Raw genomic sequence first — 19,419 nt, forward strand, 5'->3', positions numbered from 1 at the left:
ATACTTTTGAAGAAGCCGGTACAGTATACTGTACCGGTTTTTTTATTATTTTTATTCCATGCCGTTCCGTTATATTTTATCCCTTATACTCCTGCTGGCCTTCTCCGGCGCATCCGCGCAATCACGGATCATCACGCTCGAAAAGCCACCCCGGTTCAAAGGTGGCGATGAAGCTTTGGATTACCTGCTGACCCGGAACATCCGCTACCCCGCCACCGCGGAGAAAGAAGGTATAGGTGGCGTGGTGATAGTACAATTTATAGTGGATTCATCAGGGCAGGTATGGGACATTTCCGTGCCAAACGGCCTGCACCAGGACCTGGATGCGGAAGCAATCCGGGTGATAGCGCTCACGGACGGCAAATGGGAGCCCGGCATACAGGACGGTAAACCTGTGGCTGTACAATTCGGATTGCCCGTCCGCTTCACTCCCTCCAACTTCGGCATCAGGGTGGCGGAAACCGTAGATCTGATGCCGGTGCACCCGAACGGAGACGAAGGCGTGAGTTTCCTGGTTTACCGGTACACCCGTTACCCCAAATCAGCCGTCAAAGAAAATATCAGGGGTACGGTAATCGTGCAATTCAGTGTGAGCGCCACCGGCCAGGTATCTGACTACGCTATAAAAAAAGGATTACGTGAAGACTTTGATAAAGAAGCGCTCAGAGTAGTCCGCAAGCTCGGCAGCTGGGTGCCTGCGCAATACAGGGGCCAAAGGGTTCCCGTGACTGTTACCATGCCCGTCTATTTTTCACCGCCGCGAAAGCCGGACAGAACAAAAAACGTGCAGGAAGATTCCCGGTATGATCCTGTTTATTACTGAGTATTCCCCCTGGCTTTTACGGGTGGCTATCCCCTTTTGTACGTGAACGCGTAGATCAGCACAGCGATGAGCATAATTCCCAGCCCGGCCAGGCATACGCCCGTCCATTTCCCGATATCCCACACCCACAGCCCAATGCCGGAACCTATGGAAGTACCGATAAAACTAACGGTCATAAACACCGTGTTCATCCGGTTGCGCGCTTCGGGCAGCAATGCGTAGATGCGCGTCTGGTTCGACACGTGAACGCCCTGCAGGCCAAGGTCCAGCAGCACGATGCCGGCGATGATGCCGATCAGGGAATTGCGGAAGACCCAGAATACGATATACCCCGCCAGTATACAGGCAATGCCGTAACCAATGGCGATGCGCGGGTTCTTTTTGTCCGCAATACGCCCGATGAGCGGGGCGCCTAATGCCCCGGTAGCCGCGGCGAGCCCCATGAGGCCGATTATATCGCTTCCGAAATTATAAGGAGGGTTGGATAACAAAAACACAGAAGTGGTCCAGAACAGCCCGAAAACGGCAAATCCGCAGGCGTTGATCAGCGATGCCTCTCTCAGCAGCGGCTGCTCTTTCACCAGCGTGAACAACGAACGCATCAGCGCGCCATAGCTGCCCGTGAATGCGGGTTTGTTTTTAGGGAACGTCAGCGCCATGATCGCCATCATCAGGAAAGACAGCCCGCCCGCTATCCAGAACATGGCGCGCCAGCCAAGATGCTGCCCTACCACCCCGCTCACCGTCCTGGACAACAAAATCCCGATCAGCAGCCCGCTCATGATCACGCCGATCACCTTTCCCCGTTTGGACGGCTCCACCAGGCCCGCCGCCAACGGCAGGATCAGCTGCGGAACAATGGACGTGAACCCGATCACAAAACCCATCACCTTCAGCATCCCGATGTTCACAGACATAGCGGCGGCAAACAATGCCGCAACAGCCAGGCCCGTCATCACGAGTATCTGCCCGCGGCGCTCCAGCTTGTCTCCCAGGGGCACGCAGAACAGCAGCCCCATGGCATAACCGATCTGGGTGAAAAAAGTGACCTGCCCCGCGTTGGATTCTGAAACGTTGAACTCCCGGCTGATAAGCACCAGCAAAGGTTGTGAGTAATAGATATTGGCAACGATAAGACCTGTGCACAAGGCCATCACCGCAATGTTCAGCTTGCTTAACGACATGTTTCCCGTTGATTGAGGATGCAAAGTTAACTGTTTTGCAACAAGTGTTGCCACACACAAAATTCCTTAACTTTATAACATGACGTTCAAGAGCATATACCCCTACACGCAGGAAACCATTGCTGAATATCCGGCCCATACGCGGGAGGAGATCGACAAAAAGATGCAGGCGGGCTGGAAAGCTTTTGCCTCCCTCAGGCAGGAAGGCCTGCAAAACCGCTGTACCTGGATGTTACGCGCGGCGGAGCTGCTGAAGGACAATGTCACGGAACACGCCACCATCATTTCGAAAGAGATGGGTAAAACGCTGAAGGAAGCGAAGGCCGAAGTGCTGAAGTGCGCTGCCACCGCCGAATATTATGCCGCCAATATTGAACCGCTGCTGCAACCCCGCCTGATCAATTCAGATGGCAAAAAAAGCTACGCCGCATTTGAACCCAAAGGGATCGTGCTGGCCATTATGCCCTGGAATTTCCCTTACTGGCAGGTGTTCCGCTTTGCGATACCGAACCTGCTGGCCGGTAATGCCGCCATGCTGAAACACGCCAGCAATGTGAGCGGCTGCGGGCTGGCTATTGAAAAACTATTCCTCGATGCCGGTTTTCCCGCAGGATCTTTTCAAACGGTACTGGTATCGTCCAAAGAAATGGAACCGCTGATAGCGGACAGCCGGGTGCAGGGCGTTACCCTCACGGGCAGCACGCCCGCGGGCATGAGCGTTGCGGCGCTGGCCGGCAAATACATCAAAAAGACTGTGCTGGAACTGGGCGGCAGCGACCCGTTCATCGTGCTGAAAGACGCCAACCTGGCTGAAGCCGCCAAAGTAGCCGTAAAAGCGCGTATGCAGAACGCGGGGCAGAGCTGTATCGCCGCCAAAAGATGGATCGTGGAAAACAGCATTGCGGAAGATTTCACACAACAGGTGCAGTCCATCATCACCTCACTCAAACAGGGCGACCCTTTCCTGCCTGATACGGATACCGGCCCCATGGCCCGGCCGGACCTGGCGGAGGAACTGGAGAAACAAATGGACCAGTCCATAGAAAAAGGCGCGCAGCTGCTGGCAGGCGGTGAGCGGGATGGCTGCAATTTTATCCCAGCACTGCTCACGAACGTGAAGCCCGGCATGGCGGCGTTTGACGAAGAAACTTTCGGCCCCGTGGCCGCCATCATCACTGCAAACGATGAAGCCGCCGCCATCCGCCTGGCAAACCAGACGCCCTTCGGCCTCGGCGCCGCCCTCTGGACCAAAGACATCGAAAAGGCCGCCCGCCTCGCTACCCTCATCGAAAGCGGCAACGTGTTCATCAACGCCATGGTGCGCTCCGATGCAAGGCTCCCCTTCGGCGGCATCAAGCAGTCCGGCTACGGGCGTGAACTGAGCGTGGAAGGCGTCCATGAATTTATGAATATCAAAACCGTCTATATCCAGTAAAGGCGGTCAACATGGTTGTCCATGACCGCTCCAACTTAGTTGTATTTCCGTTGATTTCCACTTATCCTTTATTGAATCATAGGGGTAAGATGTATCTTTGGACGTCTTAAAAAGATATAACCTGACTAATATGCATAACCTGACTGTAATGGCAATTGCCGGCGCGAACCACGTGCGCCTTCCGCAACCATTTATTCCGGCTGTTTATTACCACATCTGACAGGACGCAAAGGCGCCCCGCAGACTTTTTGTTGCTATCTATTTCCCCTTAACTACATCTTTATTGGGCCTGTGTAAATAAAGATCTGACATGTTCGAACCTACGACGTTACCCGTCATGAACAACCTAACTATTACTGATACAAGGGTAACACAAAAAATGGACCTCGTGGTCCCCTGCTGCAACCCGCCGGAAGGATGGGTATTGCAAATGGCCTCAGATTACCATCAGCTATGCCAGCTGATGCCCGATACCGTCATCAGGCTCATCCTGGTGAACGACGGCTCCGTACGCAACGTAACGCCGCTGCACCTGCAGCAGTTGCGGGCGCATATACCGGACGTTCGTATCATAGACCATCCCGTGAACCGCGGGAAAGGTTATGCTGTCCGTTTAGGCGTAGCCGTAGCCGATGCGCCTTACCTGGTATGCACCGACTTCGATTTTCCCTTTGGCGTGGAAGCCGTGAAACTGGCGTATGAACAGCTGCTCCGCGGCTCGGACATAGTAGCCGGCACCCGCGGGGACCAATACGTAAAGCTGCTGCCCCCTACCCGCAAGATCATCACGCGTGTGAACAGGCTTATGAACCGCTACCTGCTGCAACTGCCGGTGGCTGACGCGCAGGCGGGCCTGAAAGCATTCAACAGCCGCGGCCGCTGCGAATTCCTTTCCACGAACATCAACGGCTTTTTGTACGACAGCGAATTTGTCTCCCGCGCAGGTAGGAACAAAACGCTCAATATCCGCACGATCCCGATCGTCTGCCGGCCGGATATCCGTTTCTCCGAATTCAAGTCAACTACGCTGGTGCGTGAATTTTTTAACTTTATGGGCATCCTGATAAAACGATGAAAAATAAACAGATACTGATCAGTGTGGATGTGGAGGAGTTCGACATTCCCCAGGAATACGGGCAGGCCGTCCCTTTTGAGGAAAAGCTCGAGGTAAGCCGCCAGGGCGTGCTCAAGACCCTTGCGTTATTTGATGAACTGGAAGTAAGGGCTACGTTTTTTATCACCGCTTTATGGGCAAGATATTTTCCCGAACTGGTGCAGCGCATTGCGGAGAAACATGAGATCGCTTCACATGCTTTTTACCACGATCGGTTCCAGGAGCAGGACCTGCTGCATTCCCGCACGGAGCTGGAGCGCATCAGCCGCTGCACGGTGAAAGGATTCCGCATGCCAAGGCTGCAGCCGGTGAACATGGAAGCCCTGGCCGATGCGGGATACACTTACGACGCATCCCTGAACCCCACCTGGCTGCCCGGCCGGTACAACAACCGCCAGGACCCGCGCCATGTACACCGGCAGGAAGGCATGTGGATCATGCCTTCGTCCGTAACACCGGGGCTTCGTTTGCCGGTATTCTGGCTGAGCCTGAAAAACATGCCGCTGTGGTTCACCCGTTATTGCAGCGGGCGCATACTGGCAAAGGAGGATTATTTTTCATTTTATTTCCATCCCTGGGAGCTGGAAGATATCAGCGCATACAAGCTGCCTTTATATGTAAAAGGCGTACGCGGAAAACGTTTGTATGATAAGATGTATTCATTCCTGTCATGGCTGAAGGAGCGCGGTACATTCGTAACACACTCGGATTATCTGGCCACGCGGGATTCCTGAAAGACCTGCCTTTTTATTTTGTTTTCTTTGCCTTGGCAACCACTTCCGGCGGGTGTGCATAATCGTTCCAGTATGCCTCCGCCTGTTCTGCCGTGAGATCGCCATCGAAAGTGATCACGCGGTATTCCTGGAGGTAATCATTGCCCGGCTCCAGTTTCCAGGCTTTGTCTTTGGTGGGGCTGAACTCTGCGAACACCTGCCCGTTCTGATCTTTTTCCGGCCATATGCGAAGCGGCTGCGGAGCGTTGAAGTTCTTAGGAGAAGACAATACGAGGATGCCGCCCTGGCCGCCTTTCAGCGCGCCGGTTATTTTGAACCAGCGGGCATGCGTCATGTCGCCGTCTTTGCGGGTCTTGCCTTCGGAAGTGAGCACTGCGCTGTTCTCATTGTTCCACTTTTCCGCGCCACGGAACCCGAAACCGCCGCCGTAACGGTATTCTTTCAGGATGATGGGAGAAGCCGTACCGCAGGTGAGTTTTGAATTATAATCCCAGATCAGCACATCTTTTGTGCCGCAATAAGCGGTCACTTCCAGTTCTTCTTTGATGGCCGTCTTATCCGGCGTTCCTTTCCCCAGCACCACATGATCCTGCACCTGCAAAAAACCGCCCCATACCGGGCCGGACACGCTGCGGTTGCGGTTGCTTTCAAAGTTGACCCTTACGGTGCCGGACAGTTTTTTCAGGTTCCAGAAGTCGATGGTCTGGCCTTCAAACTCGGTGTCCGTCCAGGGATTCCATATGCCGTAGTGATGGTAGTGGTCTTTGGGCTGGATGTTTGTAAGCACTTTTCCGCCGGGCGTATAAGCGGGGTGGATAAATCCTCCCCTTCTGAACGCGGTATCCACGCCGGCGGGCACGTCCTTGATGGCTGCCTGGTAAAACAGTACGGTTTCCGCACCGCGCTTGACCGTAAAACCTTCCGCTGTATTATCGACCGTCACGGCTTCGGTGGCATTGGAGGCCAGTGCATCCTTCGTGTTTGTCCAGAGCTCAAAGGTGCGCGTCTTTCCAGGCAGCAGATCCGCGCCGAGGTTCCAGGCGATCCTGCCGTTGCCGGTCTGCGACAGCACTGGAGTCTTCTTTTTCCCTTCCACCAGGTAAAGCTGGTAAACTGCTCCCTCTTTCGGCTGAACCGGGTGGGAGATGATCGTATTATGACGGGTGTATTTCCCGGCTTTCACCGTGTAAACGAGGTGCAGCAGGGAATCCTGTGCCCGGGCTGAGATGGCAAATAATGTGATCATGATCAGGCTGGCATAACGCGGGTACTTCATATGGATTGATTGTAATGAGGGATTAAAATACTCATTCCTCCGCATTTATGCAATAAGGGCGAAATAGCTTAAATTCGTAACCGTTACACCACCCCAAACACACCCCAAACATGAAAAAGGAAAAACTCATCGTTTCCAACCGTGCCGCATTGGAAAAAAAGTACGGCGCCAAACACACTTCCATTCTTAAAGATCTGAAAGCCATCCAGGCCGCTGACAAAAAACGCGGGCTAATCAGCGAGATCATATTCCTGGACGATGCCGCTGTTATGAAAAAATACAAATCCGCCGCCGTAAAGACCGCCGGCAGCGCCAAACAGAACAAACTGGCCATAGACGGCCTCTTCAAACATTTCCAGCCGGATTACCTCATGATAGCGGGCGCGCAGGACATTGTGCCGTTCCAGCCGCTGGAAAACCTGCTGTTCGGCGAAGACGATGAAGACCAGCTGATCCACAGCGATCTGCCCTACGCCTGCGAAACCGCCTACAGCACCAATCCCGGCAAATTCGTATCCCCCACCCGCGTGGTGGGCCGCCTCCCGGACGTGCCCGGCGGCAAGGACCCCGCTTATTTTCATTCCCTGGTAGCGGATATTACCGGCAACAAACCCGGCAAACAACAGGATTACCGGAAATATTTCAGCATCAGCGTACACGACTGGCGCCTGTCCACACAGGAAAGCCTGCACAATATCTTCGGGGACAATGCCTCGCTTCAGCTCTCGCCCCTTCTTGGCCCGGAATGGACCAGCACACAGCTGAAAGCCAAAACACATTTTATCAACTGCCACGGCGCGCTGGACGATCCGAGCTATTACGGGCAGAAAGGCAAAAAGTTCCCCGAGGCCCTGCGCTCTTCCCTGCTGTCCAGAAAGATCAGCAAGGGCTCGATCGTAGCCGCGGAATGCTGTTACGGCGCCCAGCTCTACGATCCGGCAAAGACGGAAACGGCGCACCTGAGCATTGCCAGCAATTACCTGCTGAACCACGCCATTGCTTTTGCCGGCAGCTCCACGATCGCCTACGGCCCGGCCAAAGGCCAGGGGCTGGCGGACCTGCTCACCCAGTATTTCCTGATCAATACCATCAAAGGCGCTTCCACCGGCCGCGCTTTCCTGGAAGCCCGTCAGCGTTTCCTCGATGAAATGGGCCCTGCGCTGGACCCTTACGAACTGAAGACCATCGCGCAGTTTTACCTGCTGGGCGATCCTTCGCTGGTGGCCGTAGCGATGCCCGCCAGGGCGATGGAAGACCAGCGGCGGAACCGCCGGGATGGCATGATGGCAAAAGGAGTGGCCCTTTCCGCCTTTATTTCAGTACCGAAGCCGCTGAAAGAGAAGAAGGAGGATACAGCAGTTTCAGCCTTCCTGAAGCGCCGGAAAATGCCTCAAAAACTCAATAAAAAAGTATTCATCAACGAAACGAAGTCTTCACCGCTCACACGCGGCATGAAATCGTTCACGGCACCCGTGAAATTTCATGTATATTCGGCAAGCACCGTTCACGGGAAGTTCAAGAGCACGAATGTGCTGGTGGTGAAGGAAAGGAACGGTGAAATACTGGGGCACCGCGAATATGTCAGACGTTAAGAAAAATAAGCCGCAAACCGTAAAAGGCCGCCTGGTGCTTAAAACCTTCGCCAGAACGACCAAAAGCGAGAGCCTGGGGGTATACCTGGAGACGGCAGACGGTAGTTTCCTGATCCGCCCCGCCGGCGGCAATCCCTTTGCGGACAACCCTTTGGCCGAACTGGCCGGGAAATATATAGAAGCGACGGGCAGGAAGAGTGACTATGTGTTCTTCGCCCGCAGCTGGCGAGAGATTCCAGCGCCGGACGCCTGATTGTTAACACCAAACTAATCCTGTTATTTCCACCCGTAATATTGCCTGCGCTGCGGTAAGGAGGCGTCGTAACTTTAGTATAACTAATCTGTCGCGCCATGATACTCCGCCATTCTATCATCCGGCAGGCTGTTACTATTTTTGCAGTCTTACTGCTATGTATCCCCCTGCAATCGAACAGCCAGCACGTGAACAAAATCATGCAGCAGAAAACAGCTGCCCTCCTCGGTACTTATTACGTCTCCTTCAAATCAGAAACCGGTGTCCTGCGCTATATCCTGCATATAGACAGCACGCGTGGCATGTTCTTTTACGGAAGGATGGAAAACGACCAGCGTTACCATCCCAAGTGGAAGGATTTCTGCCATATCAAAGGCATTCTGGCGCCGGGCAAAAACCATGACTTCATCATGAAGCCGGACCTGCGCAACAACCTGCCGTACAACCTGGTGTGCCGCCCGCATGAGTGGGTGCTGAACAACAAGGTGTATTTCAGGTTCAGGGAAGAAAACATCATCAGCGGTTACATGGTCGTCTCCAACGATTTTAATGCGCCGCCGTTCAGCTTTTCAGGTATGAAACAGGAGTCTGAGCATTTCGCCGCCAGCGCCGACGTGCCACTCTCGAAACTGAAGTAATCCGGCTAAAATTTACAGGCCGTCTTTTCCTGGTTTTACCGGGAAGAGATGGCCTTTTTTTGCATAAATGAACTAAATCAAAAGCCCTGCAAAAAACCCGGGGAAAGATGTAGTTGCATTAAAAGAAGGGAAGAAAAAAACAGGCGCTTATTAAAAAGCCCTGTGCAATTCCGCGCCTGTACCATTCCTGTCCGCATAGATGATCTCGCCATCGCGGATCTTAATGCCGTCTGCGATATCGTCCGCCAGCAGCAGCGGGCCGTCCATGTCTGTATAGTCCAGGTAAGGGAGCAGGTGCGCCACGGCGGAAGTGCCCACGGTGCTTTCGTTCATGCTGCCTGTCATCACTTTCATGCCCAGCTCTTTCGCTTCCAGTATCATCCTGCGGGCAGGCGTGATGCCGCCGCATTTGGTAAGTTTGATATTGATGCCGTGGAAATAACCATGGCATTTTTTCACATCGCCTTCCACGATGCAACTTTCGTCCGCAATAAGCGGCAGCGCTGAATCCGCATATACTTTGCGCATGCCTTCCCAGTCTGCCGCGGGCATCGGCTGCTCAATGAATTCCACGCCCAGTCCTTTGAAGGCTTTGGCATTACGCAGCGTTTCATCCACGCCCCAGGCACAATTTGCGTCCACGCGGAACACGGCGCTGGTATGTTTTCGCAGCTCCGTGATGATAGTGATATCTTCTTTGGTACCCAGCTTGATCTTGTAGATCGGCCAGGGGAACTCCTGTAGTTTCTTCACCATGTTCTCCACCGTATCTATACCGATCGTGTAGTCCGTCATGGGATTATGGGAAGGGTCCAGGTTCCAAACTTCGTACAGTTTTTTGCCTTGCTGTTTGGCATAAAGGTCGTGGGCCGCAAGGTCCAGCGCGCAGAGCGCGAACATGTTATCCGCCAGGCGTGGGTACATGGCTTCCCAGAAAGCCTCCGGCGTATCAAGATGGTATGCTTCAATAAAAGACCGGTGCTTGTTGATAGCGGCCATCAGGCCGGGGACGGTGATGTTGTAATAGGCATTGTCCGCCGTTTCGCCGATACCGCTAAGGCCGTTCTGCCGCAGTTCTGCTACCAGCAAAGGTTGCACGTCCTTGCTTTTTCTCGATATCGTAAACGTATGCCTGAATTTCAGTTCGAAGGGATACAGTGTCAGCTCCATAGAATAAATATACTGCGGGATTGTGGCATTTCCTATCTGCAAGAAAGCCGGCGCCAGCGGGCGGTTAAACGCGCGGACATCAGGCAGTATGCCGGTTTAAAACCTTTTATCATCCGTCATACAGTTGCCAGGATCGTGATAGCATATTAACCGGATCAACTCCGGATCAAGTCCGCCTCATCTCCACCTCAACTCCGCCTTCCCTATACTTCTCCTATACCGACCGTAGCTGGTTCCCAGCTATTTACCGGTAGCGACAGCATAGTTTTCAGGCAAAAGACAAAATACTATCATAACAGGGCTTTTTTACCGCCCGCCTTCTTTCACCATAGCCAGCATTTTCTCAGTCAGCTGTTGCGACGCACAAAGCGTTTCCAGCGTAAGGGGCATGCGGTAACGCCAGTACCAGGGCGTAATAGCGGGTACGTTAATACGCTCCTCCTCCGGCGTCCGTTGGGGCAGGGTCGTGTCCAGCGCCAGCCAGTCCTGCATTTGCAGGATGCACCACATCGCCGGGGATTGCAGGTGCAGGCGGATGATCTCTTCTTCATTGCCGGGCGCATATCCGCGCAGGGTGCTCATATCGTGGGTGGAGGGAGTAACGACGGAAAGATAGGGCGCCTGTGCCGGCGTTTGGCCAGCCTGTTTGGGCATAGGCAATACTTCCAGGCTGAGGATGCCCAGTCTTTGCAATACACCCGGCACACAATGCGGTACCATTCCAAGGTCTTCACCACATACCAGCATATCTGTGGCGGATTGCAGCACGGGCAGTTTGCGCAGTGCTTCTTTTTCCCAGAGCTCATCGTGGCGGTGATAAAAGAAGTGCGTGGAAAGCTGCTTCAGGGATTCCTGCACGGCAATGTCCAGCGCCAGGAAAGAGGCAGTCCGGTGCAGATCAAAACGGGGATGGAATTCACCCGGCGATGGCTCCACAAAAATGACATTGGCGATAAGATCGTAAAGTCCCTGACGAATATCGGGGTCTTCTTCCGTAATGTCCGCCTGGTGACGGTAAACATCCCGCAGCCGGTAATGGCCGTCGCCGGCAGGCTCCAGGTAAATGGACCTTACCTTTACGGCATCGCCGCTGAAGATGCTGTACAACACAGCGTCCGTAATGTATGGCTCACAATACCGGGCATGGGTGAAAGGAATGCCCCAGTCAAAGATCTCCTGTTCTGTAAGCGGTTTTGCGGGATGGAAATAGCCCAGTATGCCTTCTTTTTCACGCCGCGGGATCTGCCACAGCCGGAAAAAACCCAGCACATGATCTATCCTGAAAGCGGAGAAATACTGCGCCATATGTTGCAGGCGTTGCTTCCACCAGCTGTAACCGGTCGCTTCCATAATGGGCCAGTTATAAGCCGGGAAGCCCCAGTTCTGGCCCTTTTCGGCAAACTCATCCGGCGGCGCGCCCGCCTGCACGGTGGTATCGAACAATTCGGGCATAAAAGACACATCCGCGCTGTGCAGGTACATGCCAACCGGCAGATCGCCTTTGATGGCAATGCCTTTGCTGTGCGCATAAGCGACCGCTTCGCTGAGTTGCAGGTGCAGGTGGTACTGCACGAAATAATAAAAACCCCGCTCATTGTTGTTATCGCGCGCGTTGCAAAAAACAGCGTAAGGTTCCAGCCAGTAGCGGTTAGCATTCACCCAGCCGCCATATGTTTCATCTGCTTTAAAACTTTGATAAAATGTTTTTAATGCCTGTGTCTTGAACCGGATCGTGGTTTCATAATCCATATCGGGCAGGGCATTGAGCGTGGATTGCATGGCCGCATAACCGTCCGCTTTACCCAGCCCCGGCAGGTGAATGTACATGGGATGCAGCGCAAAGGCGGAGATAGCGGCATAAGGATATGAATCTTTCCAGCTGTGATCCGCAATGGTATCGTTCACTGGCAGCAGCTGCACCAGGCGCTGACCGGTAGAAGCCGCCCAATCCGCCAACAGGCGCAGGTCTGCAAACTCCCCGCAGCCCAGCCCGTTTTCCGATCTCAATGAAAATACCGGCACCGCCACACCCGCGCCTTTCCAGGGCTGATAGTTGAACCGGGCATAGTTGTCATCTATTAAACTGGGGCCTGAGGAGTGAAATGAACGGTTCTCCCCTGCTTCGTATTCCCTGCCGTCCAGCAGGTACTTATATTCCACAGCCTCGCCCGGAAGGATGTTCACATCCGCCGCAAACCGCCCGTCTTCGCGCGCCCGCATCTTCACAGCGGCGGTAGTATCCCAGTTCCCCAGCGCTTCAACGCTCCCGGTCAGCCACACTTCCCTGCCGCTCTCCAGCAATGGCGCGCTCACCTGGAAATAATGTGAAGCACTACGCTCCACATTCTCAGGAGAATGATAAAAATACACATCCCTGAAAGGCGCTTTCATCAGGCTGTCCGCCACACGCCCCGGCTGCCGCCATTCATCGCGGATGGTCAGCTCCTGCTCGCCGGGAAGCAAAACAAGGCGCCTTTCAGCCTGTTCCGGGAGGTCCCAGCCATGTGTGAATATGTAATGATAGCGTAATTCCGGAAGGTCCCATTCCAGCTCTATTGTCCAATGATCCTGATCGTACCAGGTCATAGGCAGTACGCTGCCGGTGTGAAGGGCGAGGGAAAGCTGTTGGCCCCACGAAGTGGAGAACCGGACAAAAAAACGCAGCGTCATAACCGGGAAATTACAAAAAAAGCGGGCCGGTTCCTTTTACCTGTAAAAAAGGAACCGGTCCGCCATATACATTCCACGTTATGTTTTTATCGTTTTTGCAGCTTGCGCGTAATCGTGCGGCCGCCGTGCTGTAACTGCAGGATGTACATCCCGCCCGGGATTTCGTTGCAACGGAACATCACGGAGTGTTTGCCCGCCGTAAGATGACCGTTCACCAATACCGCCGTCACGCGGCCGTTGAGGTCGTATACCGCCAGTTTCGCCTGGCCCGCTGTCTTCAGTTCAAAGTCTATTTTCGTTTCGGCGGAGAAGGGGTTCGGGTAATTGCTGAGTACTACTCCCGCGTCTCCCGTCTCTTCCGGTTTGTTGAGTGCCATCTTCGCAAACGACCCTCCCGTATTGATCTTCACTTCGGTGTAACTGTTCCATGCATTCACTGAATTGCCATGGCCCACGATACGTACATACTTCGCGGAAACGGGCGTGATATTAAAGGTTTCCAGCGCAGTGGAAGTGCCATTGCTGGTAACGCCGCTCGCCGCGGTAGTCCAGGATGTGCCGTTCTGCCCTACCAGGATATCGAAAGTAGACGTACGCGTATTACCATTATAAAAAGCGATCTGCACACTGCTCACCGTTTGCGCCGTGCCCAGGCAGAACTGTATCCACTGGCCGTCTCCACTCGCGGACCAGCGGGTGTTCAGATCATCGTCCAGCGCATTGGCGGGCACATTGCCATCGTCTTCACTGGCCGTCACCGGATCGCAGGCAGGCGTACCCTGTTCCACGATCTGTACTTCGGTGTAGCTGTTCCAGGCGTTTACATTGTTCCCATGACCGAGTATGCGCACATATTTGGCGGAAACGGGCGTAAAGCTGAATGTCTCCAGTGCGAGGGAAGTGCCGCTGCTTTGCAGGCCGGTGGCTACGTTCGTCCAGCTGGTGCCGTTGGAGGACACCTGTATGTCGAATAATGAACGGCGCACGTTACCACTATAGAAAGCGATCTTCACCCCGCTTACGGTGGCGATACTGCTCATGCAGAACTGTATCCACTGCGGGTCTCCGGAGGCGGACCAGCGCGTGTTCAGATCATTGTCCAGCACATTGGCGGCCACGTTCCCGTCATCTGTACTGGCAGCTACCGGCACGCAGGAAGGCACCGCATTCACCGTGATGTTCACCGCGGAAGAGGTGGTGGTGCCGTTGTTGTTATCCGTTGCTTTGGCGGTGAGGCTGTAATTGCCCACTGCCACAGTGTTCCAGGTATAGGTGAATGGTGAGGAAAGGTCTTCACCGAGTTTGGTAGCGCCCTGGAAAAATTCCACTTTGGAAACAGAACCGTCGCTGTCAGCAGCGTTCGCCGTGATGGAAACGGTAGCGGGCGCGGTAAACGTTGCGCCGGAAGAAGGCGAAGTAATGCTCACAGTAGGCGGTGTATTGCTGCCAACGCCGCTGGGACAAAGATTGGTAGTGCCTTTTGTGACACAGATGTCCGCCAGGTAAATGGTTTCGTCGCGCAGGTAAGAGGGGCTGGTGAGGCTGCGGTAGAAGCCGAATTTGGGAGCGCCGTAGCCCGCGCCGTCTTCCCACATGTCTATGTTGTTATTGGTGTAAGACAGCAGGGTAACGCCATCGCTCAGTCTTTTGATCACAAAATCCAGCGTACCGTTATTGTCGTGTTTGATCTTTACGGTCGCTTCCACCCACACGCCTTTGAACAGGCTGAGGCTTGCGGAGGCCATTACGCCGCCCGCGCCGGGATGGCCTATTTCCATTTTATTGGTGGTGCGTGGTGTAAGGTGCAGAATAGGCGCACCGCTGCCATGACCGTTGCCATAGGCTTTCAGCTGCATGATATGCGTGAAGTTCGGCGACTCCTGGAAGTTCGCATCCAGCTTAAATTTCCAGCGGTAATAAGAAGTAGAGCCCTGTGTGCCCTGCTGTTCGCCACCTTTTCCGCGCAGCTCGATGCGCTGGCGGTCTGTGGCGCCGCAACGGTCATCGTCCAGGTCGCGGTGAAGGGTGAAAGCAAATACATATTTGTTCAGGGTATTGTCAAACACTTCATTGATATGTTTCACCGCATGACCGCAGTCCGGCGATTCAACATTATAACCTCTGTCGTCCAACAGTTCGTAGGTATTGCCGGGGCCGTCCGCAATAGCGGTCACCTGGGCTTTGAGGCCGGCGGGCATCAGCCAGGATAGCAGCAACAGGCATATCGCCCGTTGAAGGTAAATTTTCAACATGGGAATTGGGTTTAAAGATGATCAAAAAAACAATGCTCGCTGCAGGGGGAATATGACAAGGTTAAAATGGCGTTCATAATGGCATACTGCCTTGTTTACAGGGTTTTACGGGTGTTGTTTCATAAGTGGAATGTGTTTTTACTCCATCGAATTTAATTTTTTTTCCGCAACTTCTTTATGGTTTGTATGAAATTCTCTATATTTATGCAAACGATTGCACCGCAGCGCGGATATCAACCTGACATATTGCATGAAATGAAGCCCTGTAGCAGAGTTTATCACGTTATGAAGCAGTAGAAGCTTCACTCCGTCCTTACCGCACATCTCACTTTTAAATCGCCAGAGCACCGCAGGTACGCGGCAGGATTTGTATTGCCATATAGTAACCCTTAATAAAACCCATATGAAACTACATGTATCCTTAAAAAGCATGCTGCTGTCGGTATGTATTTTTATCTGTGCCATAAACGTACAGGCACAAACGCCGGTAGCGCGCAACGGGCAACTCCAGGTGATCGGCCTGAAGCTCTGCAACTCGTTTGGCAACCCAATTCAGCTTCGTGGCATGAGCACCCACGGCATACAATGGTACGGCTGGGGCAGCTGTCTTACAGAAGCCTCGCTGGACGCGCTTGCGAACGACTGGGGCGCGGATGTGCTGCGTATTTCCCTGTACGTGCAGGAAGGCGGTTACGACACAGACCCGGCGGGCTTTACCGCACAGGTGATGCGCCTGATAGACGAAGCCACCGAACGCGGCATGTATGCGCTGGTGGACTGGCATCAGCTGACGCCCGGCGATCCCAATGCGAACCTGGCGAAAGCAAAAACGTTTTTTACGGCCATTGCCAACCAGTACAAAAATCACAACAACATCATCTATGATGTGTGCAACGAACCGAACGGCGTAACCTGGGCGCGCATCAAGACGTATGCGGACCAGATCATCCCCGTGATACGCGCCATAGACAACAATGCGGTGGTACTGATAGGCACGCACGCCTGGGCCTCCATGGGCATTTCAGACGGGCGCTCCGCGCAGGACATTGTGAGCAACCCGCTCAGTTTTTCCAACATCATGTACACCTTTCACTTCTACGCCAAATCCCACGGCGCGGAATACCTGGATGAGCTGGATTGGGCATCGGACCGCCTTCCCGTGTTCGTTACTGAATTCGGGTCGCAGGAAGCTTCCGGCGACGGGCCGAATGATTTTAACATGACGCAGCAATATATAGACCTGATGCGCACCAAAAAGATCAGCTGGTGCAACTGGAACTATTCAGACGATAACCGCACCGGCGCGGTCTGGACTTCCGGCACCTGCTCCGCCGGCCCATGGACCACCGCCCGTCTCAAACCCGCGGGCGCATGGATCCGTGAAAGAATGCGCGTGCCCGCCGATGATTTCCCCGGCGGCACTCCCACCTGCGTACCCGTATCAGCCAGCAGCGATGATGGAAACGTGCCCGCCAATGTACTGGACAATAACCTGAACACCCGCTGGTCCGCCTCCGGAGACGGCCAGTGGATACAGTTCTGCCAGGCAAATACTACCACGGTGAGCGGTGTAAAGATCGCGTTTTACAATGGCAACGTCCGCCGCTCGCTGTTTGACATACAGGTATCCGCAAACGGCACCAGCTGGACGAACGTAGCCACCGGCCTGCAAAGCAGCGGCACTTCCCTCGCGCTGGAAACATTCAGTTTCACCGGCACATCCGCCAAATATGTACGTATACTCGGCCACGGAAATAATGTAAATGCCTGGAATAGTTACACCGAGGTACAGATCGTACAGGGAGCAAGCAACACACCGCCTACCGCGAGTATCACCTCCCCTTCTTCCGGCGCAACTTTCACCGCGCCCGCTACCGTTTCCATCACGGCTAATGCAGCGGACAGCGACGGTTCTGTTTCCAAAGTGGAATTTTTCCAGGGCGCTACCAGGCTGGGTGAAGCTACCTCTTCTCCCTACAGCTATTCCTGGACGAGCGTGGCAGCCGGCAGCTACAGCCTCACCGCCAAAGCAACGGACAACAGCAACGGCACCACCACCTCTTCCCCGGTGAATATCACCGTAAACGCGGCTCCGTCCTGCCCTCCCGTAACGGCCAGTACAGATGACGGAAACGTGCCAGCCAACGTGCTGGACAATAACCTGAACACCCGCTGGTCCGCCTCCGGCGACCCGCAGTGGATACAGTTCTGCCTGGCCAGCTCACAGTCCGTGACCGGCGTGCAGATCGCATTCTACAACGGTAATGCCCGTTCTTCCCGGTTCGACATCCTTACCAGCCAGGACGCCTCCTCGTGGAATACAGCCGCCAGCAACGTACAGAGCAGCGGCACATCCACCGCGCTGGAAACGTTCAACATCACCCCGGTGTCCGCCAAATACGTGCGCATCGTGGGGCATGGCAATACGGTGAATGCATGGAACAGCTACACCGAAGTGAAGATCAACACGGGTAGTTCTCTGGCGGCTCTCGCGGTAGCAAAAACCGAGGCTGCTCCTGAAACAAACGAGCTTTCACTCAGCAACGCCCCGAACCCCTTCGGCTCACAAACCACGATCACATTCAGCCTGCCTTCGCCCGGTAAAACCAGGCTGGCGCTGGTGGATGTGCAGGGAAAAACAGTAGCCGTTATTACAGACGCCCAGCTTCCCGCGGGCAAACAAACCGTACCATTCAGCTGCAACGAAATACCCGCCGGCGCTTACATCCTGAAACTGGATCACCAGGGCAGGTCCGTAACCCGCAAGGTGCAAAAGCTCTGATCATTTAACCTGGACTGAAAAATGAAAGATGCCCGCAATTGCGGGCATCTTTTTTCTGCGGATGTCCGTATGTTATGCGGCAGATCGGGCCGGCCAAATAATTTCCTACTAAAAAAGTAGGATAATCCCGGTTTACTTGTTTACTTTATGGTAATACCAATCATTACCATAATGAAAAGACTACTTACCCTATGGCTGGCCTGCCTGTCCTTATCCCTCCAGGCACAGGACCAGCAGGCACAGATCGCGGCAAGAGCCACCGCCATATCAGCCAAACTTATTGAATGGAGGAGGCACCTGCACGAGCACCCCGAGCTCTCCAACCGTGAAGTAAAAACCGCGGCATACATCGCTGACCATCTTAAAAAACTGGGCATAGAAGTACAGACCGGCGTAGCGAAAACCGGCGTGGTGGGATTGCTGAAAGGCGGCAAACCCGGGCCGGTGGTAGCACTGCGCGCGGACATGGACGCCCTTCCCGTAAAGGAAAGAGTGGACATCCCTTTCAAATCTATCGCCACGGCGGATTATCTCGGGCAAACCGTGCCTGTGATGCATGCCTGCGGGCACGACAGTCATGTGGCCATCCTCATGGCCACCGCCGAAGTACTGGCTTCCATGAAAAAAGATATACCCGGTACCGTTAAGTTCATTTTCCAGCCCGCCGAAGAAGGCCCTCCGGGCGACGAAGAAGGCGGTGCACCGCTGATGGTAAAAGAAGGCGTGATGGACAACCCGAAAGTGGACGCAGTGTTTGGCCTGCATATCAGTTCTTCTGTTGAAGCAGGCAGCATCCGTTACAAGGCCGGTGCCACCATGGCTTCTTCCGACTGGTTCACCATTGCCATCAAAGGCAAGCAGGCGCACGGTTCCACGCCCTGGAACAGTGTGGACCCCATCGTGACGGGCACGCAGATCATTGAAGGATTACAAACCATCGTAAGCCGCCAGTCCAATATCGTGGAAGCACCGGTAGTGATCACCGTCGGCAAATTCCACAGTGGCGTGCGCAGCAATATCATTCCTGAAGAAGCCCTGCTGGAAGGCACCATCCGCACGCTGGACAGCAGGATGCAGAAAGACGTGCACGAGCGCATCCGTAAAACGGCGGTCAAGATCGCGGAGTCCGCCGGGGCAGTGGCTACCGTGACCATCGATAATAAGACCCTCGTCACCTTCAATGATTCCGCGTTGGTGAAAAAAATGATCCCTTCGCTGCAAAAGGCCGCGGGCGAGGGGCGTACGGGCACGATGAACTGGGTGACCGGTGCGGAAGATTTTTCTTTCTACGGTACCAAAGCGCCGGCGTTTTTCTTCTACCTCGGCGGTATGCCCAAAGGCAACGATCCGCAGAAAGCGCCCGGCCATCATACCCCTGATTTTTATATCGATGACAGCGAACTCTATGTAGGTGTGAAAGCGTTCTGCAATATCGTTTTTGATTACGCGAAGTTGTCCGTGAAATAGATACTTTATCCTCAAAAAAGAAGGCCGCA

Annotated in this window: 14 protein-coding genes; 9 read left to right on the plus strand and 5 right to left on the minus strand. The window is 54.1% G+C overall.

Going from position 1 to position 19,419, the window contains the following annotated elements; all coding sequences use genetic code 11:
- Positions 1 to 58 precede the first annotated feature (58 nt).
- Positions 59 to 823 carry an energy transducer TonB gene (locus EG028_RS03200; RefSeq protein WP_120515643.1) on the plus strand — a complete coding sequence of 255 codons (765 nt, stop codon included), beginning with the start codon at positions 59 to 61 and terminating at the stop codon, positions 821 to 823.
- 26 nt (positions 824 to 849) lie between these two features.
- Here the strand turns inward: EG028_RS03200 and EG028_RS03205 are convergent, their stop codons facing one another.
- Positions 850 to 2,007 carry an MFS transporter gene (locus tag EG028_RS03205; RefSeq protein ID WP_120515642.1) on the minus strand — a complete coding sequence of 386 codons (1,158 nt, stop codon included), beginning with the start codon at positions 2,005 to 2,007 and terminating at the stop codon, positions 850 to 852.
- A 79-nt stretch (positions 2,008 to 2,086) separates the two neighbouring features.
- On the opposite strand from EG028_RS03205, the gene EG028_RS03210 reads away from it, so the two are divergent.
- From EG028_RS03210 to EG028_RS03220, 3 genes are all read left to right on the plus strand, one after another.
- Positions 2,087 to 3,442 carry an NAD-dependent succinate-semialdehyde dehydrogenase gene (locus EG028_RS03210; RefSeq protein WP_120515641.1) on the plus strand — a complete coding sequence of 452 codons (1,356 nt, stop codon included), beginning with the start codon at positions 2,087 to 2,089 and terminating at the stop codon, positions 3,440 to 3,442.
- Positions 3,443 to 3,752: 310 nt separating this feature from the next.
- Positions 3,753 to 4,517 carry a glycosyltransferase gene (locus EG028_RS03215; protein ID WP_120515640.1) on the plus strand — a complete coding sequence of 255 codons (765 nt, stop codon included), beginning with the start codon at positions 3,753 to 3,755 and terminating at the stop codon, positions 4,515 to 4,517.
- Complete coding sequence (locus EG028_RS03220) at positions 4,514 to 5,290, plus strand: polysaccharide deacetylase family protein (RefSeq protein WP_120515639.1); 777 nt, start codon at positions 4,514 to 4,516, stop codon at positions 5,288 to 5,290. The genes EG028_RS03215 and EG028_RS03220 overlap by 4 nt, the downstream gene beginning before the upstream one ends.
- A gap of 13 nt (positions 5,291 to 5,303) precedes the next feature.
- Here the strand turns inward: EG028_RS03220 and EG028_RS03225 are convergent, their stop codons facing one another.
- Complete coding sequence (locus EG028_RS03225) at positions 5,304 to 6,566, minus strand: DUF6807 family protein (RefSeq protein ID WP_162946329.1); 1,263 nt, start codon at positions 6,564 to 6,566, stop codon at positions 5,304 to 5,306.
- A 110-nt stretch (positions 6,567 to 6,676) separates the two neighbouring features.
- Here EG028_RS03225 and EG028_RS03230 point away from each other — a divergent pair, with 110 nt between their 5' ends.
- The 3 genes from EG028_RS03230 to EG028_RS03240 all read left to right on the plus strand — a co-directional run bounded on the left by EG028_RS03230 (position 6,677) and on the right by EG028_RS03240 (position 9,049).
- The gene (locus EG028_RS03230; protein WP_120515637.1) at positions 6,677 to 8,158 is read left to right on the plus strand and encodes a hypothetical protein; all 1,482 of its coding nucleotides are present in this window, start codon (positions 6,677 to 6,679) and stop codon (positions 8,156 to 8,158) included.
- Entirely contained in the window at positions 8,145 to 8,411 is a 267-nt protein-coding gene (locus tag EG028_RS03235) for a hypothetical protein (protein ID WP_120515636.1), read from the plus strand. Before EG028_RS03230 ends, EG028_RS03235 begins: the two co-directional genes overlap by 14 nt.
- A 98-nt stretch (positions 8,412 to 8,509) precedes the next feature.
- Positions 8,510 to 9,049, plus strand: coding sequence for a hypothetical protein (locus EG028_RS03240; RefSeq protein WP_120515635.1), 540 nt, complete (start codon positions 8,510 to 8,512; stop codon positions 9,047 to 9,049).
- Between the two features lie 150 nt (positions 9,050 to 9,199).
- Here the strand turns inward: EG028_RS03240 and EG028_RS03245 are convergent, their stop codons facing one another.
- The 3 genes from EG028_RS03245 to EG028_RS03255 form a co-directional block, all read right to left on the minus strand.
- Positions 9,200 to 10,219 carry a dipeptide epimerase gene (locus EG028_RS03245; RefSeq protein ID WP_120515634.1) on the minus strand — a complete coding sequence of 340 codons (1,020 nt, stop codon included), beginning with the start codon at positions 10,217 to 10,219 and terminating at the stop codon, positions 9,200 to 9,202.
- A 306-nt stretch (positions 10,220 to 10,525) separates the two neighbouring features.
- Positions 10,526 to 12,889 (minus strand): 4-alpha-glucanotransferase, encoded by a 2,364-nt coding sequence (locus tag EG028_RS03250; protein ID WP_120515633.1) that lies wholly within the window; start codon positions 12,887 to 12,889, stop codon positions 10,526 to 10,528.
- Between the two features lie 86 nt (positions 12,890 to 12,975).
- A complete protein-coding gene (locus EG028_RS03255) occupies positions 12,976 to 15,141 on the minus strand; it encodes a discoidin domain-containing protein (protein ID WP_120515632.1) in 2,166 nt (721 codons plus the stop codon).
- A gap of 403 nt (positions 15,142 to 15,544) precedes the next feature.
- Here EG028_RS03255 and EG028_RS03260 point away from each other — a divergent pair, with 403 nt between their 5' ends.
- Positions 15,545 to 17,923, plus strand: a complete 2,379-nt coding sequence (locus EG028_RS03260; protein WP_120515631.1) for a cellulase family glycosylhydrolase — start codon at positions 15,545 to 15,547, stop codon at positions 17,921 to 17,923.
- Between the two features lie 171 nt (positions 17,924 to 18,094).
- Positions 18,095 to 19,390, plus strand: coding sequence for an amidohydrolase (locus tag EG028_RS03265; RefSeq protein WP_120515630.1), 1,296 nt, complete (start codon positions 18,095 to 18,097; stop codon positions 19,388 to 19,390).
- Positions 19,391 to 19,419 lie beyond the last annotated feature (29 nt).

Source organism: Chitinophaga barathri (assembly GCF_003807585.1).
Taxonomy (GTDB): Bacteria; Bacteroidota; Bacteroidia; order Chitinophagales; family Chitinophagaceae; genus Chitinophaga; species Chitinophaga barathri.

What these genes read in the sequence shown, in the direction of transcription:
- EG028_RS03240 (WP_120515635.1), top strand. Translation starts at nt 8,510, where the DNA reads ATGATACTCCGCCATTCTATCATCCGGCAGGCTGTTACTATTTTTGCA.
- EG028_RS03230 (WP_120515637.1), top strand. Translation starts at nt 6,677, where the DNA reads ATGAAAAAGGAAAAACTCATCGTTTCCAACCGTGCCGCATTGGAAAAA.
- EG028_RS03210 (WP_120515641.1), top strand. Translation starts at nt 2,087, where the DNA reads ATGACGTTCAAGAGCATATACCCCTACACGCAGGAAACCATTGCTGAA.
- EG028_RS03205 (WP_120515642.1), bottom strand. Translation starts at nt 2,007, where the DNA reads ATGTCGTTAAGCAAGCTGAACATTGCGGTGATGGCCTTGTGCACAGGT.
- EG028_RS03215 (WP_120515640.1), top strand. Translation starts at nt 3,753, where the DNA reads ATGTTCGAACCTACGACGTTACCCGTCATGAACAACCTAACTATTACT.
- EG028_RS03200 (WP_120515643.1), top strand. Translation starts at nt 59, where the DNA reads ATGCCGTTCCGTTATATTTTATCCCTTATACTCCTGCTGGCCTTCTCC.
- EG028_RS03225 (WP_162946329.1), bottom strand. Translation starts at nt 6,566, where the DNA reads ATGAAGTACCCGCGTTATGCCAGCCTGATCATGATCACATTATTTGCC.
- EG028_RS03265 (WP_120515630.1), top strand. Translation starts at nt 18,095, where the DNA reads ATGAAAAGACTACTTACCCTATGGCTGGCCTGCCTGTCCTTATCCCTC.
- EG028_RS03235 (WP_120515636.1), top strand. Translation starts at nt 8,145, where the DNA reads ATGTCAGACGTTAAGAAAAATAAGCCGCAAACCGTAAAAGGCCGCCTG.
- EG028_RS03245 (WP_120515634.1), bottom strand. Translation starts at nt 10,219, where the DNA reads ATGGAGCTGACACTGTATCCCTTCGAACTGAAATTCAGGCATACGTTT.
- EG028_RS03260 (WP_120515631.1), top strand. Translation starts at nt 15,545, where the DNA reads ATGAAACTACATGTATCCTTAAAAAGCATGCTGCTGTCGGTATGTATT.
- EG028_RS03220 (WP_120515639.1), top strand. Translation starts at nt 4,514, where the DNA reads ATGAAAAATAAACAGATACTGATCAGTGTGGATGTGGAGGAGTTCGAC.
- EG028_RS03250 (WP_120515633.1), bottom strand. Translation starts at nt 12,889, where the DNA reads ATGACGCTGCGTTTTTTTGTCCGGTTCTCCACTTCGTGGGGCCAACAG.
- EG028_RS03255 (WP_120515632.1), bottom strand. Translation starts at nt 15,141, where the DNA reads ATGTTGAAAATTTACCTTCAACGGGCGATATGCCTGTTGCTGCTATCC.